At 60.2% G+C, this 19239-nt stretch carries 21 protein-coding genes; 4 read left to right on the top strand and 17 right to left on the bottom strand.

Translation table 11 applies throughout. The annotated features are described in order from the left end of the window. Nucleotides 1–8: 8 nt before the first annotated feature. The 11 genes from secY to yqeB form a co-directional block, all read right to left on the bottom strand. Nucleotides 9–1295 carry a preprotein translocase subunit SecY gene (gene secY, locus AAA021_RS08805; RefSeq protein WP_349088919.1) on the bottom strand — a complete coding sequence of 429 codons (1287 nt, stop codon included), beginning with the start codon at nt 1293–1295 and terminating at the stop codon, nt 9–11. Further along, nucleotides 1289–1738, bottom strand: coding sequence for a 50S ribosomal protein L15 (gene rplO / locus AAA021_RS08800; protein ID WP_006235267.1), 450 nt, complete (start codon nt 1736–1738; stop codon nt 1289–1291). The genes secY and rplO overlap by 7 nt, the downstream gene beginning before the upstream one ends. Nucleotides 1739–1741: 3 nt before the next feature. Then, the gene (gene rpmD / locus AAA021_RS08795) at nt 1742–1924 is read right to left on the bottom strand and encodes a 50S ribosomal protein L30 (RefSeq protein WP_006235266.1); all 183 of its coding nucleotides are present in this window, start codon (nt 1922–1924) and stop codon (nt 1742–1744) included. A 2-nt stretch (nt 1925–1926) separates the two neighbouring features. Beyond that, nucleotides 1927–2451 (bottom strand): 30S ribosomal protein S5, encoded by a 525-nt coding sequence (rpsE, locus tag AAA021_RS08790; protein ID WP_006235265.1) that lies wholly within the window; start codon nt 2449–2451, stop codon nt 1927–1929. A 14-nt stretch (nt 2452–2465) separates the two neighbouring features. Further along, on the bottom strand, nt 2466–2834 hold the full coding sequence (rplR, locus tag AAA021_RS08785) for a 50S ribosomal protein L18 (RefSeq protein WP_006235264.1): 369 nt from the start codon (nt 2832–2834) through the stop codon (nt 2466–2468). 75 nt (nt 2835–2909) lie between these two features. Continuing rightward, on the bottom strand, nt 2910–3446 hold the full coding sequence (gene rplF, locus AAA021_RS08780) for a 50S ribosomal protein L6 (RefSeq protein ID WP_006235263.1): 537 nt from the start codon (nt 3444–3446) through the stop codon (nt 2910–2912). Nucleotides 3447–3479: 33 nt separating this feature from the next. Next, on the bottom strand, nt 3480–3878 hold the full coding sequence (gene rpsH, locus AAA021_RS08775; RefSeq protein ID WP_006235262.1) for a 30S ribosomal protein S8: 399 nt from the start codon (nt 3876–3878) through the stop codon (nt 3480–3482). A 119-nt stretch (nt 3879–3997) separates the two neighbouring features. Then, a complete protein-coding gene (locus AAA021_RS08770; RefSeq protein WP_022094280.1) occupies nt 3998–4183 on the bottom strand; it encodes a type Z 30S ribosomal protein S14 in 186 nt (61 codons plus the stop codon). A 79-nt stretch (nt 4184–4262) separates the two neighbouring features. Further along, nucleotides 4263–4820, bottom strand: a complete 558-nt coding sequence (rplE, locus tag AAA021_RS08765) for a 50S ribosomal protein L5 (protein ID WP_006235260.1) — start codon at nt 4818–4820, stop codon at nt 4263–4265. A 312-nt stretch (nt 4821–5132) separates the two neighbouring features. Then, nucleotides 5133–6176 carry an XdhC family protein gene (locus tag AAA021_RS08760; protein WP_349088917.1) on the bottom strand — a complete coding sequence of 348 codons (1044 nt, stop codon included), beginning with the start codon at nt 6174–6176 and terminating at the stop codon, nt 5133–5135. 9 nt (nt 6177–6185) lie between these two features. Next, on the bottom strand, nt 6186–6980 hold the full coding sequence (yqeB, locus tag AAA021_RS08755; RefSeq protein ID WP_349088915.1) for a selenium-dependent molybdenum cofactor biosynthesis protein YqeB: 795 nt from the start codon (nt 6978–6980) through the stop codon (nt 6186–6188). Between the two features lie 102 nt (nt 6981–7082). Here yqeB and yqeC point away from each other — a divergent pair, with 102 nt between their 5' ends. Then, nucleotides 7083–7817, top strand: coding sequence for a selenium cofactor biosynthesis protein YqeC (gene yqeC, locus AAA021_RS08750; RefSeq protein ID WP_349088914.1), 735 nt, complete (start codon nt 7083–7085; stop codon nt 7815–7817). A 112-nt stretch (nt 7818–7929) separates the two neighbouring features. On the opposite strand, the gene hydA is transcribed toward yqeC, so the two are convergent. The 5 genes from hydA to dpaL form a co-directional block, all read right to left on the bottom strand. Beyond that, the gene (gene hydA / locus AAA021_RS08745; RefSeq protein ID WP_349088913.1) at nt 7930–9297 is read right to left on the bottom strand and encodes a dihydropyrimidinase; all 1368 of its coding nucleotides are present in this window, start codon (nt 9295–9297) and stop codon (nt 7930–7932) included. Nucleotides 9298–9306: 9 nt separating this feature from the next. Next, nucleotides 9307–9921: a nucleotidyltransferase family protein gene (locus tag AAA021_RS08740; protein ID WP_349088912.1), complete on the bottom strand. Its 615-nt coding sequence runs from the start codon at nt 9919–9921 to the stop codon at nt 9307–9309. A gap of 150 nt (nt 9922–10071) precedes the next feature. Beyond that, entirely contained in the window at nt 10072–11274 is a 1203-nt protein-coding gene (gene ygeW / locus AAA021_RS08735; protein WP_118259146.1) for a knotted carbamoyltransferase YgeW, read from the bottom strand. Nucleotides 11275–11475: 201 nt separating this feature from the next. Continuing rightward, the gene (locus AAA021_RS08730) at nt 11476–12861 is read right to left on the bottom strand and encodes a YgeY family selenium metabolism-linked hydrolase (protein ID WP_117821229.1); all 1386 of its coding nucleotides are present in this window, start codon (nt 12859–12861) and stop codon (nt 11476–11478) included. Nucleotides 12862–12935: 74 nt separating this feature from the next. After that, entirely contained in the window at nt 12936–14150 is a 1215-nt protein-coding gene (gene dpaL / locus AAA021_RS08725) for a diaminopropionate ammonia-lyase (RefSeq protein ID WP_117769413.1), read from the bottom strand. 277 nt (nt 14151–14427) lie between these two features. On the opposite strand from dpaL, the gene AAA021_RS08720 reads away from it, so the two are divergent. Further along, nucleotides 14428–15081 carry a helix-turn-helix transcriptional regulator gene (locus AAA021_RS08720; protein WP_349088910.1) on the top strand — a complete coding sequence of 218 codons (654 nt, stop codon included), beginning with the start codon at nt 14428–14430 and terminating at the stop codon, nt 15079–15081. Nucleotides 15082–15204: 123 nt separating this feature from the next. Continuing rightward, nucleotides 15205–16191: a hypothetical protein gene (locus AAA021_RS08715; RefSeq protein WP_349088909.1), complete on the top strand. Its 987-nt coding sequence runs from the start codon at nt 15205–15207 to the stop codon at nt 16189–16191. Between the two features lie 130 nt (nt 16192–16321). On the opposite strand, the gene AAA021_RS08710 is transcribed toward AAA021_RS08715, so the two are convergent. Continuing rightward, on the bottom strand, nt 16322–18445 hold the full coding sequence (locus tag AAA021_RS08710; RefSeq protein ID WP_349088908.1) for a DUF262 domain-containing protein: 2124 nt from the start codon (nt 18443–18445) through the stop codon (nt 16322–16324). A 186-nt stretch (nt 18446–18631) separates the two neighbouring features. Here AAA021_RS08710 and AAA021_RS08705 point away from each other — a divergent pair. Beyond that, nucleotides 18632–19239, top strand: a 608-nt coding sequence (locus tag AAA021_RS08705) for a restriction endonuclease subunit S (RefSeq protein WP_349088906.1), incomplete at its 3' end; no start/stop codon positions are given.

Raw genomic sequence — 19239 nt, 5'->3', positions numbered from 1 at the left:
CCTCTAGCCTATTTAAAGAATCCATCGTAATCATACATCTTGATCTGGCCTTCGAGCTTATCGACCGTGTCGAGCACGACGCCGACCATGATGAGGATGGACGTGCCGCCAAATGCCTGGATTAGCTGGTTACCCGTAAAGGAGAAGATGATCGAAGGCACGATGGCGATGAGCGCCAAAAAGACAGCGCTGGGAAGCGTAATCTTGTTGAGCGCGTTCTTGATGTAGGCCGCGGTAGCCCTACCCGGACGCACGCCCGGAATAAAGCCGCCCTGCTTCTTAAGGTTGTCGGCCGTGTCATCGGGGTTGAACACCATGGACGTGTAGAAGTACGCGAAAAACACGATGAGGACAACGTTAAGCACCCAGTTGAGCCAGCCGCGCGAAAGCGCAGAGGCAACTGCCTGGATCCAGCCGATGCCGGGGAAGAACACGGCAATCTGAGCCGGGAAGTACAGCAGCGCCGAAGCGAAGATGATCGGCACGACACCCGCGGTGTTGACCTTGATGGGCAGGTAGGTGGTCTGGCCACCCATCATGCGACGGCCCACGACGCGCTTAGCGTAGGAGACCGGGATGCGGCGCTGGCCGCGCTCAAGGAAAACAATCAACGGGATAACCAGCAGGATGATGGCGCAGATGATCACCATGGTGATGATGCCACCGGCATTGCCCTCGGTGCTGGAGAAGATAGCCTGCGGCAGACCGGCCATGATGTTCGCGAAGATGATCAGCGACATGCCATTGCCGATACCGCGCTGGGTGATGAGCTCACCAATCCACATGATCAGCATGGCGCCCGCAGTGAGCGTGCCGACGATCATGAGGTCGAAGATGATCTCGGGAGCGCCGGCGCCATTGAAGCTGATGCCGAAGCTCTTAAAGAGGAAGAGGTAACCCACGGAGTTGAGGATTGCCAGAGCCAGGGTGAGGTAACGCGAATACTGCGTGATCTTGGTCTGACCGACCTCGCCCTCGCGGGCAAGCTCATGCAGGGAAGGCACAACGGCCTGGAGCATCTGGAGGATGATCGAGCTGGTGATGTAAGGCATGATGCCCAGCGAAAACACCGACACATAGCTCAACGCGCCGCCAGAGAAAAGATTCAGGAGGGCCATAGCACCTGCGGCGACCGAATTGTTATCGGTCGAGAAAAGGCCCAGCATCCCCTTAAAGGGAATGCCGGGCACAGGAACGTGCGCACCAATGCGGTACACGACGAGCATAGCTATGGTAAAAAGAATCTTTTCGCGCAATTCTTTGATGCGGAAAGCATTCTTAAGACCATTTAGCACGGCAGCTCGACCTTTCCGCCGGCGGCCTCGATCTTGGCCTGCGCAGAAGCGCTGACCTTGTCGACCTTGACCGTGAACTTCTTGGTGAGCTCACCATTGCCGAGCACCTTGACGGGCTCGAACTCGCTCTTGGTGATGCGAGCGGCCTTAAGAGCGGCACCGTCGATCACAGCGCCGTCCTCGAACTTACGCTCGAGACGCTCAACGTTAACGGCGGTGTACTCGATACGACGGGGGTTGCGGAAGCCCGGAAGCTTGGGCAGGCGCATAGCCAGCGGAGTCTGGCCACCCTCGAAGCCGGCACCCTTGGTGCCGCCAGAGCGGGAACCCTGGCCCTTCTGGCCGCGGCCAGAAGTGGTGCCGTGACCCGAAGAATTGCCACGGCCGACGCGCTTACGGTTCTTGGTGGAACCGGGCGCGGGAGTAAGATCGTGAAGCTGCATTTGCTACTCCTCTACAATCTCGACAAGGTGCTTGACCTTGAAGATCATGCCGCGGACGGACTCGTTGTCAGCAATCTCGCGAACCTCGCGGATCCTGTGGAGACCGAGGGCACGGACAGTACGGACCTGGTCCTGCTTGCAACCATTGGTGCTGCGGACCTGCTTGATCTTGATGGTGTCAGCCATGCTTAGTTCTCCTTACCGACGAACATCTCGGAGACCGTCAGGCCACGGCGAGCCGCGACGTCCTCAGGGCTGGAGAGCTCCTTGAGGCCCTCGACGGCAGCCTTGATGATGTTGAGGCCGTTGTCGGTACCGAGGGACTTGGACAGGACGTTCTTGATGCCAGCAAGCTCAAAGAGGGGACGCACAGCGCCGCCGGCGATAACGCCGGTACCCTCGACAGCGGGCTTGATGATGATGCGGCCGGCACCAAAGTGGCCGAGAACCTCGTGCGGGATGGTGCCCTGCTCGGTCACCGGCACGTGGAACATGTTCTTCTTGGCATCGAGAGACGCCTTGGAGATGGCCATGGGCACCTCAGCGGACTTGCCCATGCCAACGCCGACGTTGCCCTTGCCGTCGCCAACGACGACGAGAGCGACGAGGCTCATGCGACGACCACCCTTGACGGTCTTCGACACGCGGTTGATGTAAACGACGCGCTCCTCGAACTCGGAGGCCTCGCGCTGCTGCTTCTGATTACGAGCCATGTGCTACATACCTCCTAGAACTCGAGACCGGCGGCACGAGCACCGTCGGCGAGGGCCTTGACGCGGCCATGGTAGATACGGCCACCGCGATCGAAGGCGACCTTGGTGATGCCGGCCTCGATGGCGCGCTTGCCAACGAGCTGACCGACCTTCTCCGCAGCCTCCTTGTTCGAGGTGTGGGTGCCCTTGAACTCGGCCTCGAGGGTCGAGGCAGAGACGAGCGTCAGGCTGGAGCCCTTGCTGTCGTCGATGATCTGGGCATAGATGTTGGCGTTAGTACGGGTCACGCGAAGACGCGGACGCTCGGAGGTACCCGAGACCTTGCCGCGAACACGACGCTGACGACGCTTGAGGCCTTCCAGCTTCGCCTTATGCTTGTTCATACGTAAACTCCTAAAAAGGTTGATCTTGCCAGCACCTGACGGGGTGCTGGTCTTATGCGAGTGAGTCGGTTACGACTACTTGGCGGCCTTACCCAGCTTGCGGCGGATGTGCTCGCCAACGTAATGGATACCCTTGCCCTTGTAAGGCTCGGGAGGACGATGGCCGCGGATCTCAGCGGCGATCTGACCGACCTGCTGCTTGTTGATACCCTTGACGTTCACGTGGGTGTTGTCGGGAACCTCGAAGGTGATGCCCTCGGGAGCCTCGACGATCACGGGGTGCGAGAAGCCCAGGGAGAACTCGAGGTTCTTACCCTTCTGCTGCACGCGGTAACCGACGCCGGCGAGCTCGAGCTTCTTCTCGAAGCCCTCGGAAACGCCAACAACCATGTTGTGGATGAGGGCGCGGGTGAGGCCGTGGCGGGCACGGGTCTCACGCTCGTCGTCGGGACGGGAAACGGTGAGGACGTTGTCCTCGACGTTGATAGCGAGCTTCTCAAAGACATCGAGCTCGAGCTGGCCCTTGGGGCCCTTGACGACAACGTTGTTGCCGTTGACTGCCACTTCGACTCCGGCGGGAATCTGGACAGGCTTATTACCGATACGAGACACGGTGATCTCCTTTCCTTCTACCTACCGAGCGAATTACCAGACGTAAGCGATGATCTCGCCGCCGACGTTGTGCTTGCGAGCATCGCGGTCGGTCATGACGCCATGGCTGGTGGAAATAATGGCGGTACCAAGGCCACCGCGGACGCGGGGCATGTCGGCAACGCCGGTGTACTTACGCAGGCCCGGCTTGGAAATGCGGCGGATGCCGTTGATGACCTTAGCCTTCTTGGGACCATACTTAAGCGTGATGTGCAGAGTCTTCTGGGGAACGGTGTCCTCGACATCGTAGCCCTCGATGTAGCCCTCCTCGTGCAGAACACGAGCGATCTCGACGAGCTTCTTGCTGCTCGGCATGGAGACCGTGGCCTTGTTCACAGAGTTAGCGTTACGGATGCGCGTAAGCATATCTGCGATCGGGTCTGTAAGGTTCATACAGATTCTCCTTCGTTCTTGATGAACACGTGCTCTTGGTTCTTCGCCGCCCTTAACGGCAAAGCCTTTTTAGCGCGTTTTCCCTGTTCCAAACTGATGCTTGAAACGCTGGTAGTGACTTACCAGCTGGCCTTCTTAACGCCGGGAAGCTCGCCCTTGAGTGCAAGCTCGCGGAAGCAGACACGGCACAGGCCGAACTTGCGGTACACAGAGTGCGGACGGCCGCAGCGCTGGCAGCGCGTGTACTCACGAGTAGAGAACTTCTGCTTGCGATTGCACTTGACGATCATCGATGTCTTAGCCACTTATATCCTCCTCACATAGAGTATTGTTCGCCCCAAGCGCCGCCCCCTTGTGGGAACGGCGCTTATAGGGCAGGTGAACCTATTTCTTGAACGGGAAACCGAAGGCGTCCAGAAGGGCCTTGGCCTCCTCATCGGTGTTGGCGGTGGTCACGAAAGTGATGTCCATACCGCGCTGGTGATCGACGGAGTCGAAGTCGATCTCGGGGAAGATGAGCTGCTCGGTGACGCCCATGGAGAAGTTACCACGGCCGTCGAAACTCTTGGCGGAGATGCCGCGGAAGTCGCGGATACGGGGGATCGCGACGGAGGTCAGACGATCGAAGAACTCCCACATACGGTCGCCACGCAGGGTAACCTTGCAGCCGATCGGCATACCAGCGCGCAGGCGGAAGGTAGCGATGGACTTGCGGGCACGGGTGATCATCGGCTGCTGGCCGGTGATGGCGCGCAGGTCGCGCACGGCACCGTCGATGGCCTTGGAATCGGTAGCGGCCTCGCCGACACCCATGTTCACGACGATCTTCTCAAACTTGGGGATCATCATGACGTTCTCGTACTGGAACTTGTCCTGAAGCTGCTGCTTGACCTCGTTGTTGTACTTGGTCTTCAGACGCGGCACATACTTCTCTTCTGCCATTGTTCACTCCTTCTTGGGGTTTTAAGCACGGGGCGTGGCCACGATGGGTTGTCCTCGTGCCTCCTGGCTGCATCCGCGCCGCTCATGGCATTTCGCGGTTTGGACTCGACGCAGCAGGAGCCGACAAAACAATCGGTACTATACGCGCATCGGGAGCGTATTTCCAGAAAAACCTCGTCTGCCTGCACAACTCCACAACTCCCCCGCACAAATTGATCCCAAAAAGCAGTTGCGGTGAAATAGGGACTGTTGGGCGGCCCAACAGGCTTAAACAATCCGTATTTCACCGCAACTTAATTGGTGGGGATGCGATTAGCGCTTGCGGGGGACGAGTTTGGTGCGGCGCAGGTGAATCATCTCGGCGGCGATGGAGATGGCAATCTCCTCGGGGTCCTCGGCCTCGATGGCAACGCCGATCGGCAGGTGCAGCTCGTCGATCTGGTCCTGCGTAAAGCCTTCCTGCTCCAGGCGGGCACGCACAAAGGCCGTCTTGCGGCGCGAACCCAGACAGCCCAGGTAGGCAGGCTTGGCGTGCATGGCCTGAATCACCACGTCGATATCGGACTTGTGGCCTGCTGTGGCCACGACCACCAGGTCGCGCGGGCCGATGGGGCACTGCTCGCTCAGGTTCTTGTAATCGACCAGGCGACGATCGTAGACACCGGGCACCCATTCGGGCGTCAACGTGCCGGGGCGGTCATCGCAGGCCACGACGGCAAAGCCCGCCGCCGTGAGCACGCGCGCCGTCGCGGCGCCCACGTGGCCGCAGCCAAAGATGTAGGTCAGGCCCTCGGGGCAGAGCGTCTCGATGTGCGCCGCGGGAATCTCAGAGGCCGCGTTGGTGTAGGTGACCTTACTCCCCTCCTCCACCAGCGAAAGCCCGGGGCAGCCGGCAATGGTATGGCGCGATGCCTCGCCATGGTACTCGGCCACATCGCCCTCGAGCGCGCTCGCGATAAACGGCTCAAAGTCGATGACGAAGTCGCCGATGCGCCGATAGACCAAGACGTCGGCAATTTCCTGAAACAACGGTGCCTGGGTCGCATCCAGATGCAGATAGCACAGGCAGATGGCTCCGCCGCAGATCATGCCGGTATCGGAGTTCTCGCCGCCCATGGTGTAGCGGACCAGACGCGATTGCCCCGCGGCCAGCAGCTCTCGCGCCTCGTCCAGCGCAAAGAGCTCGATCTTGCCGCCGCCGATGGTGCCCGCCTGGCTGCCGTCGGCAAAGACGACCATCCAGGCGCCCACGCCGCGCGGCGACGACCCCGCCGTGCCGGCCACGACCACGAGCTCGCACGTCTCGCCAGTACGCAGGGCGACAAGCGCCGCATTCACAACATCGAGCTTTTCCATTGCCGCCTTCTATCCTCTAAAGATATCGGTGAGCATAGCGAGTGCCTCGAGCACGCCGCCGCCGACCGACGTCGCCTTGTCCGAAATGTAGTTGATATAGCTGGCATCGCCGCGCGGATCGACATCGGCGCATTTAAAGCCCTCGGTCACCTGCACGCCGTTCGCCAAAAGCCCGCGCAGACAGCCATCGATCTGCGTGCGCATGGGCGTATCGCCCGCGTAGCCAATCACGTCTCCGGCGCGCACGATGTCGCCGATTGCGCGGTCGGACCGAAACACGCCGGCGGCGGGGCTGTGGATTACGCGCTCCCTGCCATAGCCGGCGATAATGCCCGGCACGCCCGTGTTGGGCTGGGGCGAACCTTGGATAATGACACGGCCCAAGAAATGCCCGCGCATGGTCTCGACCACGGCGTCGCAGTCAACCGGCGCGGTAAAGCCCGGCCCCACGGCGATGACGGCAGGCGCCATGTCGCGCGTGGTACCCAGGTTGCGCTTGGCCAAAATCGCGTCGACCACGGCAGCGGGTTTAAGCTCATCGAGCATCTTGGCCTGGGGGTCTACCACGACGGCGACGTCTCCGGCCTCGGTAATTGCAAGCGCCTCTGCCGGCGTCTGCGCCAAGCGAGCGCGAATGCCCTCGACCTGGACCTCGCCCAGGCGAATGGCCTCGCAAAAACTGATTGTGCGGCGGATGCACGTGGGAACCGCGATATCGGCCATAACGACCGACACGCCGGCGCGCACCAAACGGGCGGCGACGCCCGTGGCAATATCGCCGGCGCCGCGAACATAAACGAGCATTCCCGGGGCACCTCCCTGTGCTACGGTTTGAGCAGAGCAAAAGCGGTTCGACCGCTACTCTGATGATTATTTATTATCACAGTATTATACGGCGGTGAACAGATGGAAACGGTTAGCGGCAATCTTGCCTCGGCGCTCAGGATCAAGCCGGGCATTACCGCGATTATCGGCAGCGGCGGCAAGTCGACCTTGCTGAAGGCGCTGGGTCTCGAGCTCATGCGCGCTGGCGGCCGCGTGCTCCTCTGCACCACCACGCATATGCTTCCCGTTGCCGGCGTGCCATGGGACGGGTCGAATCGTCGCCTGGACGCCGCGCCTTGGAAGCCAGGCACCTCGCATGTCCCCGGTTGCACCTGCGAGGCATGCGCGGGCATGAGCCGCGGAAGTATCTGCCAGGCGGGTGTTTTGGACCCGGAGACGGGCAAACTCTCCTCCCCTGCCGAGCCGCTCGACCAGCTGGCGCAGCGCTTTGACTACGTCCTGGCCGAGGCGGACGGCAGCAAGCGACTCCCGCTCAAGGCGCATGCCGCCTGGGAGCCGGTAATTCCCGCCGCCACGGCAAACGTTGTCTGGCTCGTCGGCGCCTCGGGACTCAGCAAGCCCATCAACGAAGCCGTCCACCGCCCCGAGCTCTTTTGCGAGCGTTGCGGCTGCGAGCTCACCGACATCGCCACGCCCGAGCGCGTCGCCCAGGTGCTCAATGCCGAGATGCAGGCGCTGAAACTCAGCACCGCACGCGTCATGCTCAACCAAGTCGACACGCTCAGCGACCCCACGATGGCCGACCGCTTCGAGGCAGCTCTCGACCGCCCCGTCGTCGCCAGCAGCCTCAAGTAGCCGGCCCCATCTCCTCAGTTGCGGTGAAATACGGACTGTTTGGCCGCCCGACGGCCGCAAACAGTCCGTATTTCACCGCAACTGCGGAGGGGGGGGTCCGGCACTCCCCCTGTTAGCGGGGCACGTAGCGGCCGGGTTGGGCTCCGGTGGGCTCGCCGTCGCGTGCCACCAGCACGCCGTTCACAAACACGGCCTTGGCGCGGCCATGTGCCTCAAAGCCCTCGAGCGGCGTGTAGTCCACGGCCTGATGCTGTGTCGCGGCGCTGATCGTCCAACGCGCGCACGGATCCCACACGCACACGTCGGCATCGGAGCCCTCGGCAAGACAGCCTTTGCGCGGATACATGCCAAAGACGCGCGCCGGGTTCTCGCTCATCAAGCGGCAGAGGTCCTCGGGGCCCAGCTGGCCCTCAAAGCTCGTGGCAATCGCGACGGGGCGATGCTCCACGCCGGGCCCGCCGTTGGGAATCGCGCGGAAGTCGTCGCGCCCGCGGTCCTTTTGCCCGTGCAGGTTAAAGCTGCAGTGGTCGGTCGCAATCGTATCGATCTCGCCGGCCACAAGCGCCTCGCGCAGGGCCGCACGGTCGCCGGCATGGCGCAACGGCGGACTCATCACGTACTTGGCGCCCGCAAAGCCGTCCTCGCCCTGCTCCAGATAGCAGGTGTCGTCGAGCATCAGATACTGGGGGCATGTCTCGACATAGATGTTCTTCTGCCCGCGCGCTTTGGCAGCGCGAATGGCCTCGAGCCCCAGCTTGGTCGAAAGGTGCACCACGTTGACTGGGGCGTCGCCGGCCAGGTGCGCCAGATACAGCAGGCGGCTCACGGCCTCGGCCTCACACACGTCCGGACGGCTGAGCGCATGCCCCTCGGGTCCATGAATCCCCTGCTCGTACACGCGATTCTGAAGTTCATTCACCAGCGTGCCGTTCTCGCAATGCACGCACAGGATACCGCCCAGGTGCTTGAGCTCCTCCAGCACCTCGAGTGTCTCGGCATCGTCCAAGCGCAGGTGGTCGTAGGCAAAGTAGGTCTTAAACGACGATACGCCCGCCTCGCGCATAGCCGCGAGATCGGCGCGGTTGCGCTCATTCCACTCGGCGAGTGCCATATGAAAGGCGTAGTTGGCCGTGCAGGTTCCGTCGGCACGGCGATGCCACTCGGCAAGGGCGTCGGGCATGGTCACGCCGCGATCGGCCGTCGCGTAGTCCACGATGGTCGTCGTACCGCCGCAGGCAGCCGCACGCGTGCCGGTTTCAAAGCTATCGGCTGTCCAATCCATGCCAGTCCAGCACTGCATGTGCGTGTGGCCGTCGATAAAGCCGGGGAACACCCAACAGTCCGTGGCGTCCTGGACGGTATCGTCCTCGCCCGGCTCAATCGCCGCGGCAATCCGCACGATCTTGTCGCCCTCCATGGCAAGATCGGCGCGGCGAAGCCCCTGTGGCGTCACGAGCGCGCCGTTTTTGATGATGATCATAATTGCTCCTTATTGATTGATGCAGTTGGCCACGCGATCAAAATACGAGCAGGCGGCGATATGCTCCGTTATGCGTTGCTGTCCCTTGGCGGTATCGACGTCCCACAGCTCGTAGGCACGCGCCTCGACCAGCACCACGTCGGTACGGTCCTTGAGGATCGAACCGCCGCCGTCCTTGCCCTCAAGACACATAAGTGCATCGAACAGTTCCGCCGGAAAGAGCACCGGGCTCGAAGGCTCACCGTTGCACGCAAGACGCACCGGATGCTTGCGGCCACGCTCGTCAAATGCACGAACCATAGCCTCAAAAGAATCCGAACTCACGAGCGGCTGGTCGCCCGGCAAAAAGAGGCAACCTTTCCAGTTGCGTTCGACTCCCCACGAAAGGCCCGCACGAACGCTTTCGCTACGCAGCTCGCTATCATGCAGCACGCACGGGCAATGCTTGTCCTCGCAAATCTGAGCGACCCCGGGCCAACGCGTCGAAACCACGACGTCAAAGCCCCGGGGAACCGAATCGATGGTCCGGGCAATCAGCGGCTCGCCATAGATATCGGCAAGCATCTTGTTAGAGCCAAACCGCTTGCCCTCGCCCGATGCCATAATGACGCATCCAAGTTTCATGGTGATACCTCCCCTGAAACCATCGTACCCATAACTCGCGCCGCGGGCATCCACATCGAAAGCGCTTATCCCGCACGCCCGCGATGCAAAAAAGGGGCACCCCGCCGGTTGGCAGAGCGCCCCCTTTACATGGCTTACCTCAACCCGGCTTTAGGCCTGGAACCAACGGGCGGTGTTGCGCTCGTCGAGGGCCTTGAGGGTAGCGGCGGGATCGGCAACCTTCTGCAGGAACATCATGGCTGCGATGGCGTACGGCTTGTAGCTGGCCTCCTTGTACATGCCCACGCGGTGCATGTCGAAGACGTCGGCGTTAACCTCGCCGTGCTCGCAGGAGACACCGGAGATGTCGGCGGGCAGCGGGTGCATAAAGATGGTGTCCTGGCCGTTGGCAGTCTTCTCCATGAGCTCGGTCGTGGAGCACCAGTCCTGATGGGTGGCGTTCTGGGCGAGCAGCTCCTTCTCGAGCGCAGCGATGCCGGCGTCGTCGCCCTCGGCGTACAGATTGGTACGCTTCTCCATGGCGGCAAACGGAGCCCAGCTCTTGGGAATCACGATGTCGGCGCCCTCGAAGGCCTCGGCCATGGTGTTGACCTGCTTAAAGGTGGTGCCGGACTCGGCGGTGTAGCCCTTGGCGCGCTCGACGACCTCGGGCATGAGGTCATAGCCCTCGGGGTGAGCCAGGGTGACGTCCATGCCAAAGCGGGGCAGCAGGCTGATCAGCGACTGCGGGCAGGACAGCGGCTTGCCGTAAGAGGGCGAATAGGCCCAGGTGACGGCAACCTTCTTGCCCTTGAGGTTCTCGAGGCCGCCAAACTCGTTGATGAGGTAGAGCATGTCGGCAGAGGACTGCGTGGGGTGGTCGGAATCGGACTGCAGGGAGATGAGCGTGGGACGGTGATCCAGAACGCCGTCCTCGTAGGCCTGCTGCACGGACTCAGAGACCTCGGCCATGTAGGCGTCGCCCTTGCCGATGTACATGTCATCGCGGATGCCGATGACGTCGGCCATGAAGGAGATCATGGTAGCGGTCTCGCGGACGGTCTCGCCGTGAGCGATCTGGGACTTCTTCTCGTCCAGGTCCTGCAGCTCAAGGCCGAGCAGGTTGGCGGCCTTAGAGAAGGAGAAGCGCGTACGGGTGGAGTTGTCGCGGAACAGGGAGACGGCCAGGCCCGAGTCGAAGATCTTGGACGAGACGTTGTTCTCGCGCAGCTCGCGCAGGGCGTCGGCGACGATGTAGAGAGCCTTGAGCTCATCGGTAGTCTTGTCCCAGGTGTGCAGGAAGTCGCTGCCGTACATACCCTTAAAATCGAGGCCGTTCAGCTGCTCGACGAGCTCGGTAAACTTAGCGTCCATGGAAATGTCCTTTCTAAAGATGAAACGATCGCAGTGAGTAGATGTGCTCCGGCATGCGCGTGTGGCTAGAACATGCAGAGCACCATGACGAGGACCCGCCACCGTTGAGGAAGCATGGGAGATAACGACCGCGGGCCCCAAGTCAACAGGGGGTGCCGGGGACACGAGCGGCCCCCGGCTCAACAAAATCGAGGAATGGGACTAATCGATCTTGTTGTTGGTCAGACCGGCGCGGAACACGGTGGCGTCGCCATCGGCCTGGCTCGGATCGTAGAGGTTCAGGGCAGCCACGTACATGGCGGCAGCGGTGACCAGGTCGTCCTTGTAGGTGACCTCGTTGGGAGCATGAGCCTGAGACTCGGCACCCGGGCCAAAGCCCACGCAGGGGATGCCGTAGCGGCCCTGGATGGAGACGCAGTTCGTGGAGAAAGTCCACTTGTCGCACAGCGGGCGACCGGTGCGCTTGTCCATGCTGGGCTCACAGCCGATGCGCTCGTCACCAAACATGGCCTTGTGGGCGTCGACGAGGGCCTTGACGTGCGGAGCGGTCTCCTTGTTGATCCACGTGGGGAAGTAAGCCTCGGTCTCGTAGACCTCGCCGGTCCAGGACGGACGGTCGTACATGTACATGGAGACCTTCACGTCGTCGCCGTACTTCTTGGCAGCCGGCAGGTTGCGGATCTCGTCCAGGCAGGACTCCCAGGTTTCACCGGCGGTCATGCGACGGTCGATGGAGATGGCGCAGGAGTCGGCCACGGCGCAACGGCTGGGGCTGGTGTAGAAGATCTGGCTGACGGTGCAGGTGCCGCGGCCCAGGAAGCGGGCATCCTCGAAGTGCTCGGGATTGTACTTGGGGTCGAGCATCTTGACGAGACCCTTGATGTCGGTCGACTCGTCGCAGCCGTTGTTGTTGAGGGCGCGGACGTCGGCGATGATGTCGGCCATCTTGTAGATGGCGTTGTCGCCGCGGTCGGGAGCGGAGCCGTGGCAGGAGGTGCCGTGAACGTCGACGCGGATCTCCATGCGGCCGCGGTGACCGCGGTAGATGCCGCCGTCGGTGGGCTCGGTGGAAATGACGAACTCGGGCTTAATGCCGTCCTTGTTGTAGATGTACTGCCAGCACATGCCGTCGCAGTCCTCTTCCTGGACGGTGCCGACGACCATGATCTTGTAGCCCTCGGGGATGAGGCCCATGTCCTTCATCATCTTGGCAGCGTAGGTAGCAGAAGCCATGCCGCCCTCCTGGTCGGAGCCGCCGCGGCCGTAGATGATCTCATCGGTCTCGTAGCCCTCGTAGGGATCGGCATCCCAGTTCTCGATGTTGCCGATGCCGACGGTGTCGATGTGGGAGTCGATGGCGATGATCTTGTCGCCCTCGCCCATAAAGCCCATAACGTTGCCCAGGCCGTCGACCTTGACCTCGTCATAGCCAAGGTTCTCCATCTCGGCCTTGATGCAAGCAACAACCTCACCCTCCTCGCAGGACTCAGAGGGATGGGAGATCATAGCGCGCAGGAAGCGAGTCATATCAGCACGATGAGACTCAGCAGCAGCCTTGATAGCGTCGAAATCGAGTTCTTTAGCCATTGTTCATAACCTTTCAAACGAAGGAATCTACCTTTGAGGTGGCGGAGCGATACCTATTTACTCCGCCCCAACGATTAGCAAGTGGGATATTCGCCTTCCCAAACAATGCGGCGATACTGGTCGGGATCCGTATCGCCCTCGGTGGAGAAGCAGAGCACGGAGCTCGTCTTGTCCAGGCCGATGAGTTCCTTGAGCTCGGCGTACTCGGGATCGAGCATGAGAGTCTCGACCAGACCGGTGGTCACAGCGCCGGACTCGCCGGAGATGACGCGCGGGTCGCCCTTCTCGGGAGCGCCCAGGGTGCGCATGCCGCGAGCGGTGACCCAGTCGGGGCAGGACACGAAGGCGGTGGCGTGGTTGCGCAGGATATCCCAGCCCAGGATGTTGGGCTCACCGCAGCACAGACCGGCCATGATGGAGGGCATGTCGCCGTCCACGATGCGCGGGTCACCGTCGCCGGCGGCAGCGCCCTTGTACAGGCAGGCGGCAGGCGCGCACTCAACCACGACGAAGGTGGGCGGGTTATCGGGATACAGGTTGGTGAAGTAGCCCACCACGGCGCCGGCGAGCGAGCCTACACCGGCCTGGACAAAGACGTGCGTCGGGCGGTTGATGGCCATCTCGCGCAGCTGCTCGGCAGCCTCGGAAGCCATGGTGCCGTAGCCCTCCATAATCCAAGACGGGATCTTCTCGTAGCCCTCCCAGGCGGTGTCCTGAACGATGACGCCGCGCTCGCAGGCGTCGGCCTCGGCGGCGGCCATGCGCACGCACTCGTCGTAGTTGACCTCTTCGATGGTCACCGTGGCGCCCTCAGCGGCGATGTTGTCGAAGCGGGGCTTGGTGGAACCCTTGGGCATGTGCACGACGGCCTTCTGACCCAGCTTGTTGGCAGCCCATGCCACGCCGCGGCCATGGTTGCCGTCGGTGGCGGTAAAGAAGGTGGCCTGGCCAAAGTCCTTGGCAAGCTGATCGGAAGTCAGGTAATCGAAGGTGCAGTCGGCAACGTCCTTGCCGGTCTCATCGGCAATGTAGTTGGCCATGGCAAACGAGCCGCCCAGAACCTTAAAGGCGTTGAGGCCAAAGCGATAGCTCTCGTCCTTAACGCACAGGTTGGACAGGCCCAGGCGCGCAGCCTGACCGTCCAGACGGGCAAGCGGAGTGACGGTATATTGAGGGAACGACTGGTGGAAGGCACGGGCCTTCTTCACGTGGTCGAGGCTCATGATTCCCAAGTGCTTGTCATCGCTCTTGGGCATCGTGTTGCCCGCCCACTGGATCTTATCGGCCATACGGTGAACTCCTTAAGTCCTCTCTTGCCGGCCCCCGCATACGCGTTTCAGCCCGATCCCATTCACACGGCTGAACTTTTATGTGGATGCCAAACAAAAAGTTTGTTAGTAATGTTCTATCACACTTTTTGATTGGCATACCTAACGAATTGTTTGTTACCGTAATCGGTACTTTTCCGCCGCCGAACGGTCATGAATTGCCTTGTTGATGGATTTGTTTGCGGTCAAGTGTGGTTTATGGCAAAGTGTGCCCAAACTAATTTTTAGGAAGGCACCCATGACCCCCGCACAGATTGAGTTTTACAAGCGCCTCGCACACGGCCTGGCGCTCCAATTTGGCCCCAACTGCGAAGTCGTCGTCCACGATCTGGAGACCGAGGACGTGGACCACTCCATCGTAGTGATCGAAAACGGCCACGTCAGCGGGCGCAAACTGGGTGACGGCCCCAGCCATATCGTGTTTGAGTCCATGCACGAGGGCACCAACGACGTGCACGACCGCGAGCCATACCTCACCAAAACCACCGATGGCAAGCTGCTCAAGTCCTCTACCATCTTTATCCGCAACGACGAGGGCAAGCCCGTCGGCATTTTGGGCATCAACTTTGACATTACGCTCATGAAGGCTTTTGAGCGTTCGCTCGACGCCTTTACCGGCACCGGCGGCACGGGCTATACCGAGCCCGAGCCCATTACCAAGAACATCGGCGACCTGCTCGAGGACCTGCTGCACGAGTGCGAGCAGTTTGTGGGCAAGCCCGCGGCACTCATGACCAAAGACGAGCGCATTCGTGCCATTGGCTACCTCGACCGTCGCGGCGCCTTCCTCATTTCCAAGTCGAGCGAGCGCGCCTGCGAGTTCTTTGGCATCTCCAAGTACAGCTTCTATAGCTACCTCAATGAGGCCAAGGCGGCGGCCGGCGACAAGTAAGCGCTCGCCTGGATTGCCCCTCCCCTTTTGGGCGCGAGTTCTGGAAAGCACGAATCCAAGACCGAGCAGCTTGGGAAGTTCCATATAATCGATGTCATTAGTATTTCGAAAGGATGGAACAGAATGGCGTTGAGCAAGGCATCATGCACCGGTCGCGGATTGATTCCGGCAATTGGTGGACATGTGCACCGCATGTTCGATGAGGGTGAAGACGACCTGTTTTCGCTGAGCCTTGACGACGTGATGGATGATCGCCCGTGGACCGCCGACGAACTCATGGGCGGCGGGGCTCGCCCGTCAAGCCCCAATCCCGCACTTGCACCTAAGTCCGCATCTGCGCCGACTCCTGCGCAGTCGCCTGTTTCGACGCCCGCGCCTACGCCCGCACCCACTTCGGCGCCCACGACCGCTCCCCGCCCCGCAAGCGACCCGTCCGAGACGGCGGCATTTCTCGCTGCGGCGACGCAGGGCAAATCGGCCGACAGCACCGTTATGTACAGCGCCCAGCAGTTGCCCGTTCCTGCGGCACGCAAGCCTCCGGTCACACGGCTCGATGAGCCCGTTGCCCATCAGGTTGGCCATGATTCCTGGGCTGCAGCCGATCTGGATGAGACCTCTACCGGCATGCTGGCGCTCGATGTTCCAGTTAACCCGCTTTTTGCCGCCAACACGAGCGCCGCGGACTATGAGGGCGGTGCGGCATATTCCGATTATTCCGATGGCTATGCTGGCAACGGTCGCATCGAGACCGAGGATTATGGCACCGCATCGAGCGATTATCTCAACGATCCGTACGCTGCCACGCCCGCACCGGAATATGATCCGGAGGCCGCGTCCGCGCCGGCTTATACCAAAAGCACGGGCGAAGAGCGCTTCGCCGATTATTACGCCGAGGAAAAGGCGCTGCGTTTCTCGGAATTTCCGCAGGCAGTCAAGGTTACCTTTATCGCCATTATCATTGCCCTGCTCGGTATCATTGCGTTTGAGGGATTCCAGCTGTTCCGCGGCCCCACCCAAGCGGAGTCGGAGACCCAGCAAAAAGAGGACGATAACCAGTACCTGGACATCAACACCCTTAAGGGCGACCCCAACGACGGAGACGACGAGTAACAGATGCCGAAAACTGAGGGCCGTAAACCAAATCAAGCGACTCGCGGGATTGTGGGGGCGTAGACGGGCGAATGGGCCATCGACGATTTTGAGCTGGCAAGGGCCGGGAATTAGATTCCCGGCCTTCAACCTAGCACTGCTTTATGAGATCGAGCACCGCAGGAATGTCATCGGCGTTCCGAAGCGCAACGTAAGTGGGTAAGCCCGGGCCAAATCCGCCCTGTGCGCGTTTGTCCTGACACATGTCCTCTGGATCAATTAGGTCGTCCACGCTCTTTGCCAGGCCAACGGCGATCCAACCACCGTTGCTGGTCCTGCCTTCTAGCACGGCATGCAGTTTTCGCTTGCCCGACCTGAGTCCTACATAGTACTTGGCTATATAGGACTCCCACGAAGGATTACCACTCAGAACAGACTCGCGCACCTCATCGAAAAGCTTCTGGTTGAGTCCGCCTTCGGCAAAAGTGGGGTGATTCTCCTGCAGAGTCCAAATAGGCGCCTCGTCAGACTCCCCGCGAGAAGGACGGTACTTGTCGACGACGTCTGCCGGGAGGTCGGGATACTTCCATATCTCGCACGCTTCTTTCGCCAGCTCGTCCGCGCGCTGCCCAATCTCTTCCTCACCCCATTTTTCATGCGAGACAATCGATTTGTTTAGGTAGAGCGGGCTGCACTTAAATCCGACGTCAGGCAGATTGAGCTTGTCCGAGAACGACCGGTTTGAGTACTCCTGGTTGTATCCCGTCAGCGTAAGATTTCCCAAGTTGTTGCACAGCCTGTCGTGGACGTCTTCCCAATTCTCACCAAGCGATTCCTTCCAGCCGTGCTCATCATCGATCGTCTGGGGCATGATGTGCTCGATCTGGTAATCGTCGGCTGAGATGGACTCCTTCGGGTGGTGCCAGTTCTCCATGCGTTCCAGGTAATAGCGCTTTTTAGAGAAGCGGTTGTAGCAGTCACGCGTCTTAAACTCCTCGACAAAATGCTCGTCTGTCGGAAAGTATGCGGTCATACCGCTGCTGTGGATAAGGAGCATCGCCGTAACGTACTCCTCGATATCGTCCTGCTGCTCGAGATTGCGATACATGCCGGCAAAGAAATTATTTAGGCCCGTGGTAAGTCTGCCGCAAACCGCTCGCCTGAACAGAAACGACTCGATAGTCTCGCAGATACGTAAAAACGCATTGCGGTCTAGTCCATTCCCCTCGTAAACCGAATAAAGCAACATTAAGAGGGGCCTTATCTGCTTCACGTCGAGGCTTACGATTCTGCCGAACACTCGGCGCAGTCCGTCGTCCTTCTCCTTACCAAGGAACAGACTGGCGTATCTATGTGCATACCCGCGCAGCTCCTTAAGCAGGCCCTCGGTGTCACCATCGTAGTCGTCGGCGAAATAGCGCTTAAACTCGTAGTAGGCCTCGTTCTCCTTCGGCATCCTATTGGGAACTTTAAGCCACAGCCAGTACCAGATAAATGCATTGAACTCGTCCTCGCCGCCTTTTCCGAACAAGCACTCGAGTGGATGCCAATAACCCTCATAAAGCTTGGTCTGTTCGTCGTTGGGAAGCGACATTAGAACGTAGTTACGGATGAGGTCAATGGGCGTGAGCGGCTTGCCCTTGGAGTTCATGGACTCAAATATGAGCTGGGCATTATCAACGCCAGCGGTGAGCTTAGTGTCGATGACCTGCACGCGGTTTAGCCCCGCCCAAAGCCTTGCAGGGTCGAATGATTTCCCGTGCATCTTTTCACGGAAGAACGCATGGTTTTCGACAATGCGATCCGATTTTTCATCTGGCACGGGAGCCCCAGACACGATGGAGAACAGCGTCTCTTTATCGTCCTGCGAGAGCACCAGCTTGTAGCGTGCCAGACCGTTGTAGTCGTCATCGTTAAAGAGGTAATTTTTCCTCAGCACCGAGATTTTGAGGTCGCCAAGGAAGCCAGCCTTGTCGGGGTTGCTCTCCAAATAGTCAGCCAAAGCTGCAATCATCAACGAAAACGTCGTCATGCGCTGCTGTCCGTCAATCAGAAGCACGCGCGAAATGCTCGTGGCAGAGCTCTCGGACTCGGGGATATAAAGCATTGACCCCACGAAGTGCGATACGCCATCACGACCCGCTCGCATGACGTCATCCCAAAGCACCTCGCACTCTTTTACACTCCACGAGTAAACTCGCTGGTACACGGGAATGACGAACTGCATCTTCGCCACGCCCATAAGGTCGAGTAGATTTGCCTCGGTTGCTTTCATTTGCGATTGTCCCCTTTCTTGTTTACGCCGCTTGCGGTCAGTCCTCCACTGAACGAAAGGCGCCAAAGACCAGAGCATCGAAGCACTGGAGCAACCGGGATGCTCGTCTCACTAGATTTTACAACGCTTGTCGCGAATACAGTTGAAAGCCAATCCGGTTCCGATGGCTCCCCCTATGAGAAGCACGTGGACACTAAGGGACGCGTTCTGAGCGACAAGTGCATCGCGGACGAGGTTCCGTTTGGGATTCCGGAAAGCTGGGCCTGGGCGAGATTTAGTGAAGTCATTGGAATTGCAGCGCGTTTGGTCGACCCGTTGAAATATCAGGACTTTCCTCATATCGCGCCTGACAACATCCAAAAAGGCACCGGAAAGCTCTTGTTCTGTCATAGTGTTAAGGCCGACGAGGTTAAGAGCGCCAATCACCTGTTCTCTGCAGGACAGATTCTCTATTCGAAGATTCGTCCAGCTCTTCGAAAGGCGGTTATCGCCCCTTTTGATGGGCTGTGTAGTGCGGATATGTATCCGCTCAACACCAAGCTGCAACCTGAATATGTCCTCACGGTTCTCCTCAGCAATTTCTTCACTGAGGAGACGCTTAAGGGTGATACGCGTGTCAAAATGCCAAAGACTAATCAGAAGTCATTGAACGTCATTCTGGTCCCAGTTCCGCCTCTCGCCGAGCAGCGCCGCATCGTCGAGCGGGTGAACGAGCTCATGCCCCTGGTCGAGGAGTACGGTGAGCTCGAGGACGCCCGCGAGGAGCTCGACGCCGCGCTGCCCGGCCGCCTGCG

It is taken from the genome of Collinsella sp. CLA-JM-H32, from assembly GCF_040098165.1.
Classification (GTDB): domain Bacteria; phylum Actinomycetota; class Coriobacteriia; order Coriobacteriales; family Coriobacteriaceae; genus Collinsella.
The sequence above is the reverse complement of the archived record's forward strand: the minus strand, read 5'-3'. Positions and strand labels throughout refer to the sequence as shown.

Excerpts from the sequence above, each read along its gene's own strand:
- rplO (WP_006235267.1), bottom strand. The coding sequence starts at position 1,738 with ATGCAGCTTCACGATCTTACTCCCGCGCCCGGTTCCACCAAGAACCGT.
- rpmD (WP_006235266.1), bottom strand. The coding sequence starts at position 1,924 with ATGGCTGACACCATCAAGATCAAGCAGGTCCGCAGCACCAATGGTTGC.
- rpsE (WP_006235265.1), bottom strand. The coding sequence starts at position 2,451 with ATGGCTCGTAATCAGAAGCAGCAGCGCGAGGCCTCCGAGTTCGAGGAG.
- rplR (WP_006235264.1), bottom strand. The coding sequence starts at position 2,834 with ATGAACAAGCATAAGGCGAAGCTGGAAGGCCTCAAGCGTCGTCAGCGT.
- rpsH (WP_006235262.1), bottom strand. The coding sequence starts at position 3,878 with ATGAACCTTACAGACCCGATCGCAGATATGCTTACGCGCATCCGTAAC.
- rplE (WP_006235260.1), bottom strand. The coding sequence starts at position 4,820 with ATGGCAGAAGAGAAGTATGTGCCGCGTCTGAAGACCAAGTACAACAAC.
- AAA021_RS08760 (WP_349088917.1), bottom strand. The coding sequence starts at position 6,176 with ATGGAAAAGCTCGATGTTGTGAATGCGGCGCTTGTCGCCCTGCGTACT.
- yqeB (WP_349088915.1), bottom strand. The coding sequence starts at position 6,980 with ATGCTCGTTTATGTTCGCGGCGCCGGCGATATTGCCACGGGCGTCGCC.
- yqeC (WP_349088914.1), top strand. The coding sequence starts at position 7,083 with ATGGAAACGGTTAGCGGCAATCTTGCCTCGGCGCTCAGGATCAAGCCG.
- hydA (WP_349088913.1), bottom strand. The coding sequence starts at position 9,297 with ATGATCATCATCAAAAACGGCGCGCTCGTGACGCCACAGGGGCTTCGC.
- AAA021_RS08740 (WP_349088912.1), bottom strand. The coding sequence starts at position 9,921 with ATGAAACTTGGATGCGTCATTATGGCATCGGGCGAGGGCAAGCGGTTT.
- ygeW (WP_118259146.1), bottom strand. The coding sequence starts at position 11,274 with ATGGACGCTAAGTTTACCGAGCTCGTCGAGCAGCTGAACGGCCTCGAT.
- AAA021_RS08730 (WP_117821229.1), bottom strand. The coding sequence starts at position 12,861 with ATGGCTAAAGAACTCGATTTCGACGCTATCAAGGCTGCTGCTGAGTCT.
- dpaL (WP_117769413.1), bottom strand. The coding sequence starts at position 14,150 with ATGGCCGATAAGATCCAGTGGGCGGGCAACACGATGCCCAAGAGCGAT.
- AAA021_RS08720 (WP_349088910.1), top strand. The coding sequence starts at position 14,428 with ATGACCCCCGCACAGATTGAGTTTTACAAGCGCCTCGCACACGGCCTG.
- AAA021_RS08715 (WP_349088909.1), top strand. The coding sequence starts at position 15,205 with ATGGCGTTGAGCAAGGCATCATGCACCGGTCGCGGATTGATTCCGGCA.
- AAA021_RS08710 (WP_349088908.1), bottom strand. The coding sequence starts at position 18,445 with ATGAAAGCAACCGAGGCAAATCTACTCGACCTTATGGGCGTGGCGAAG.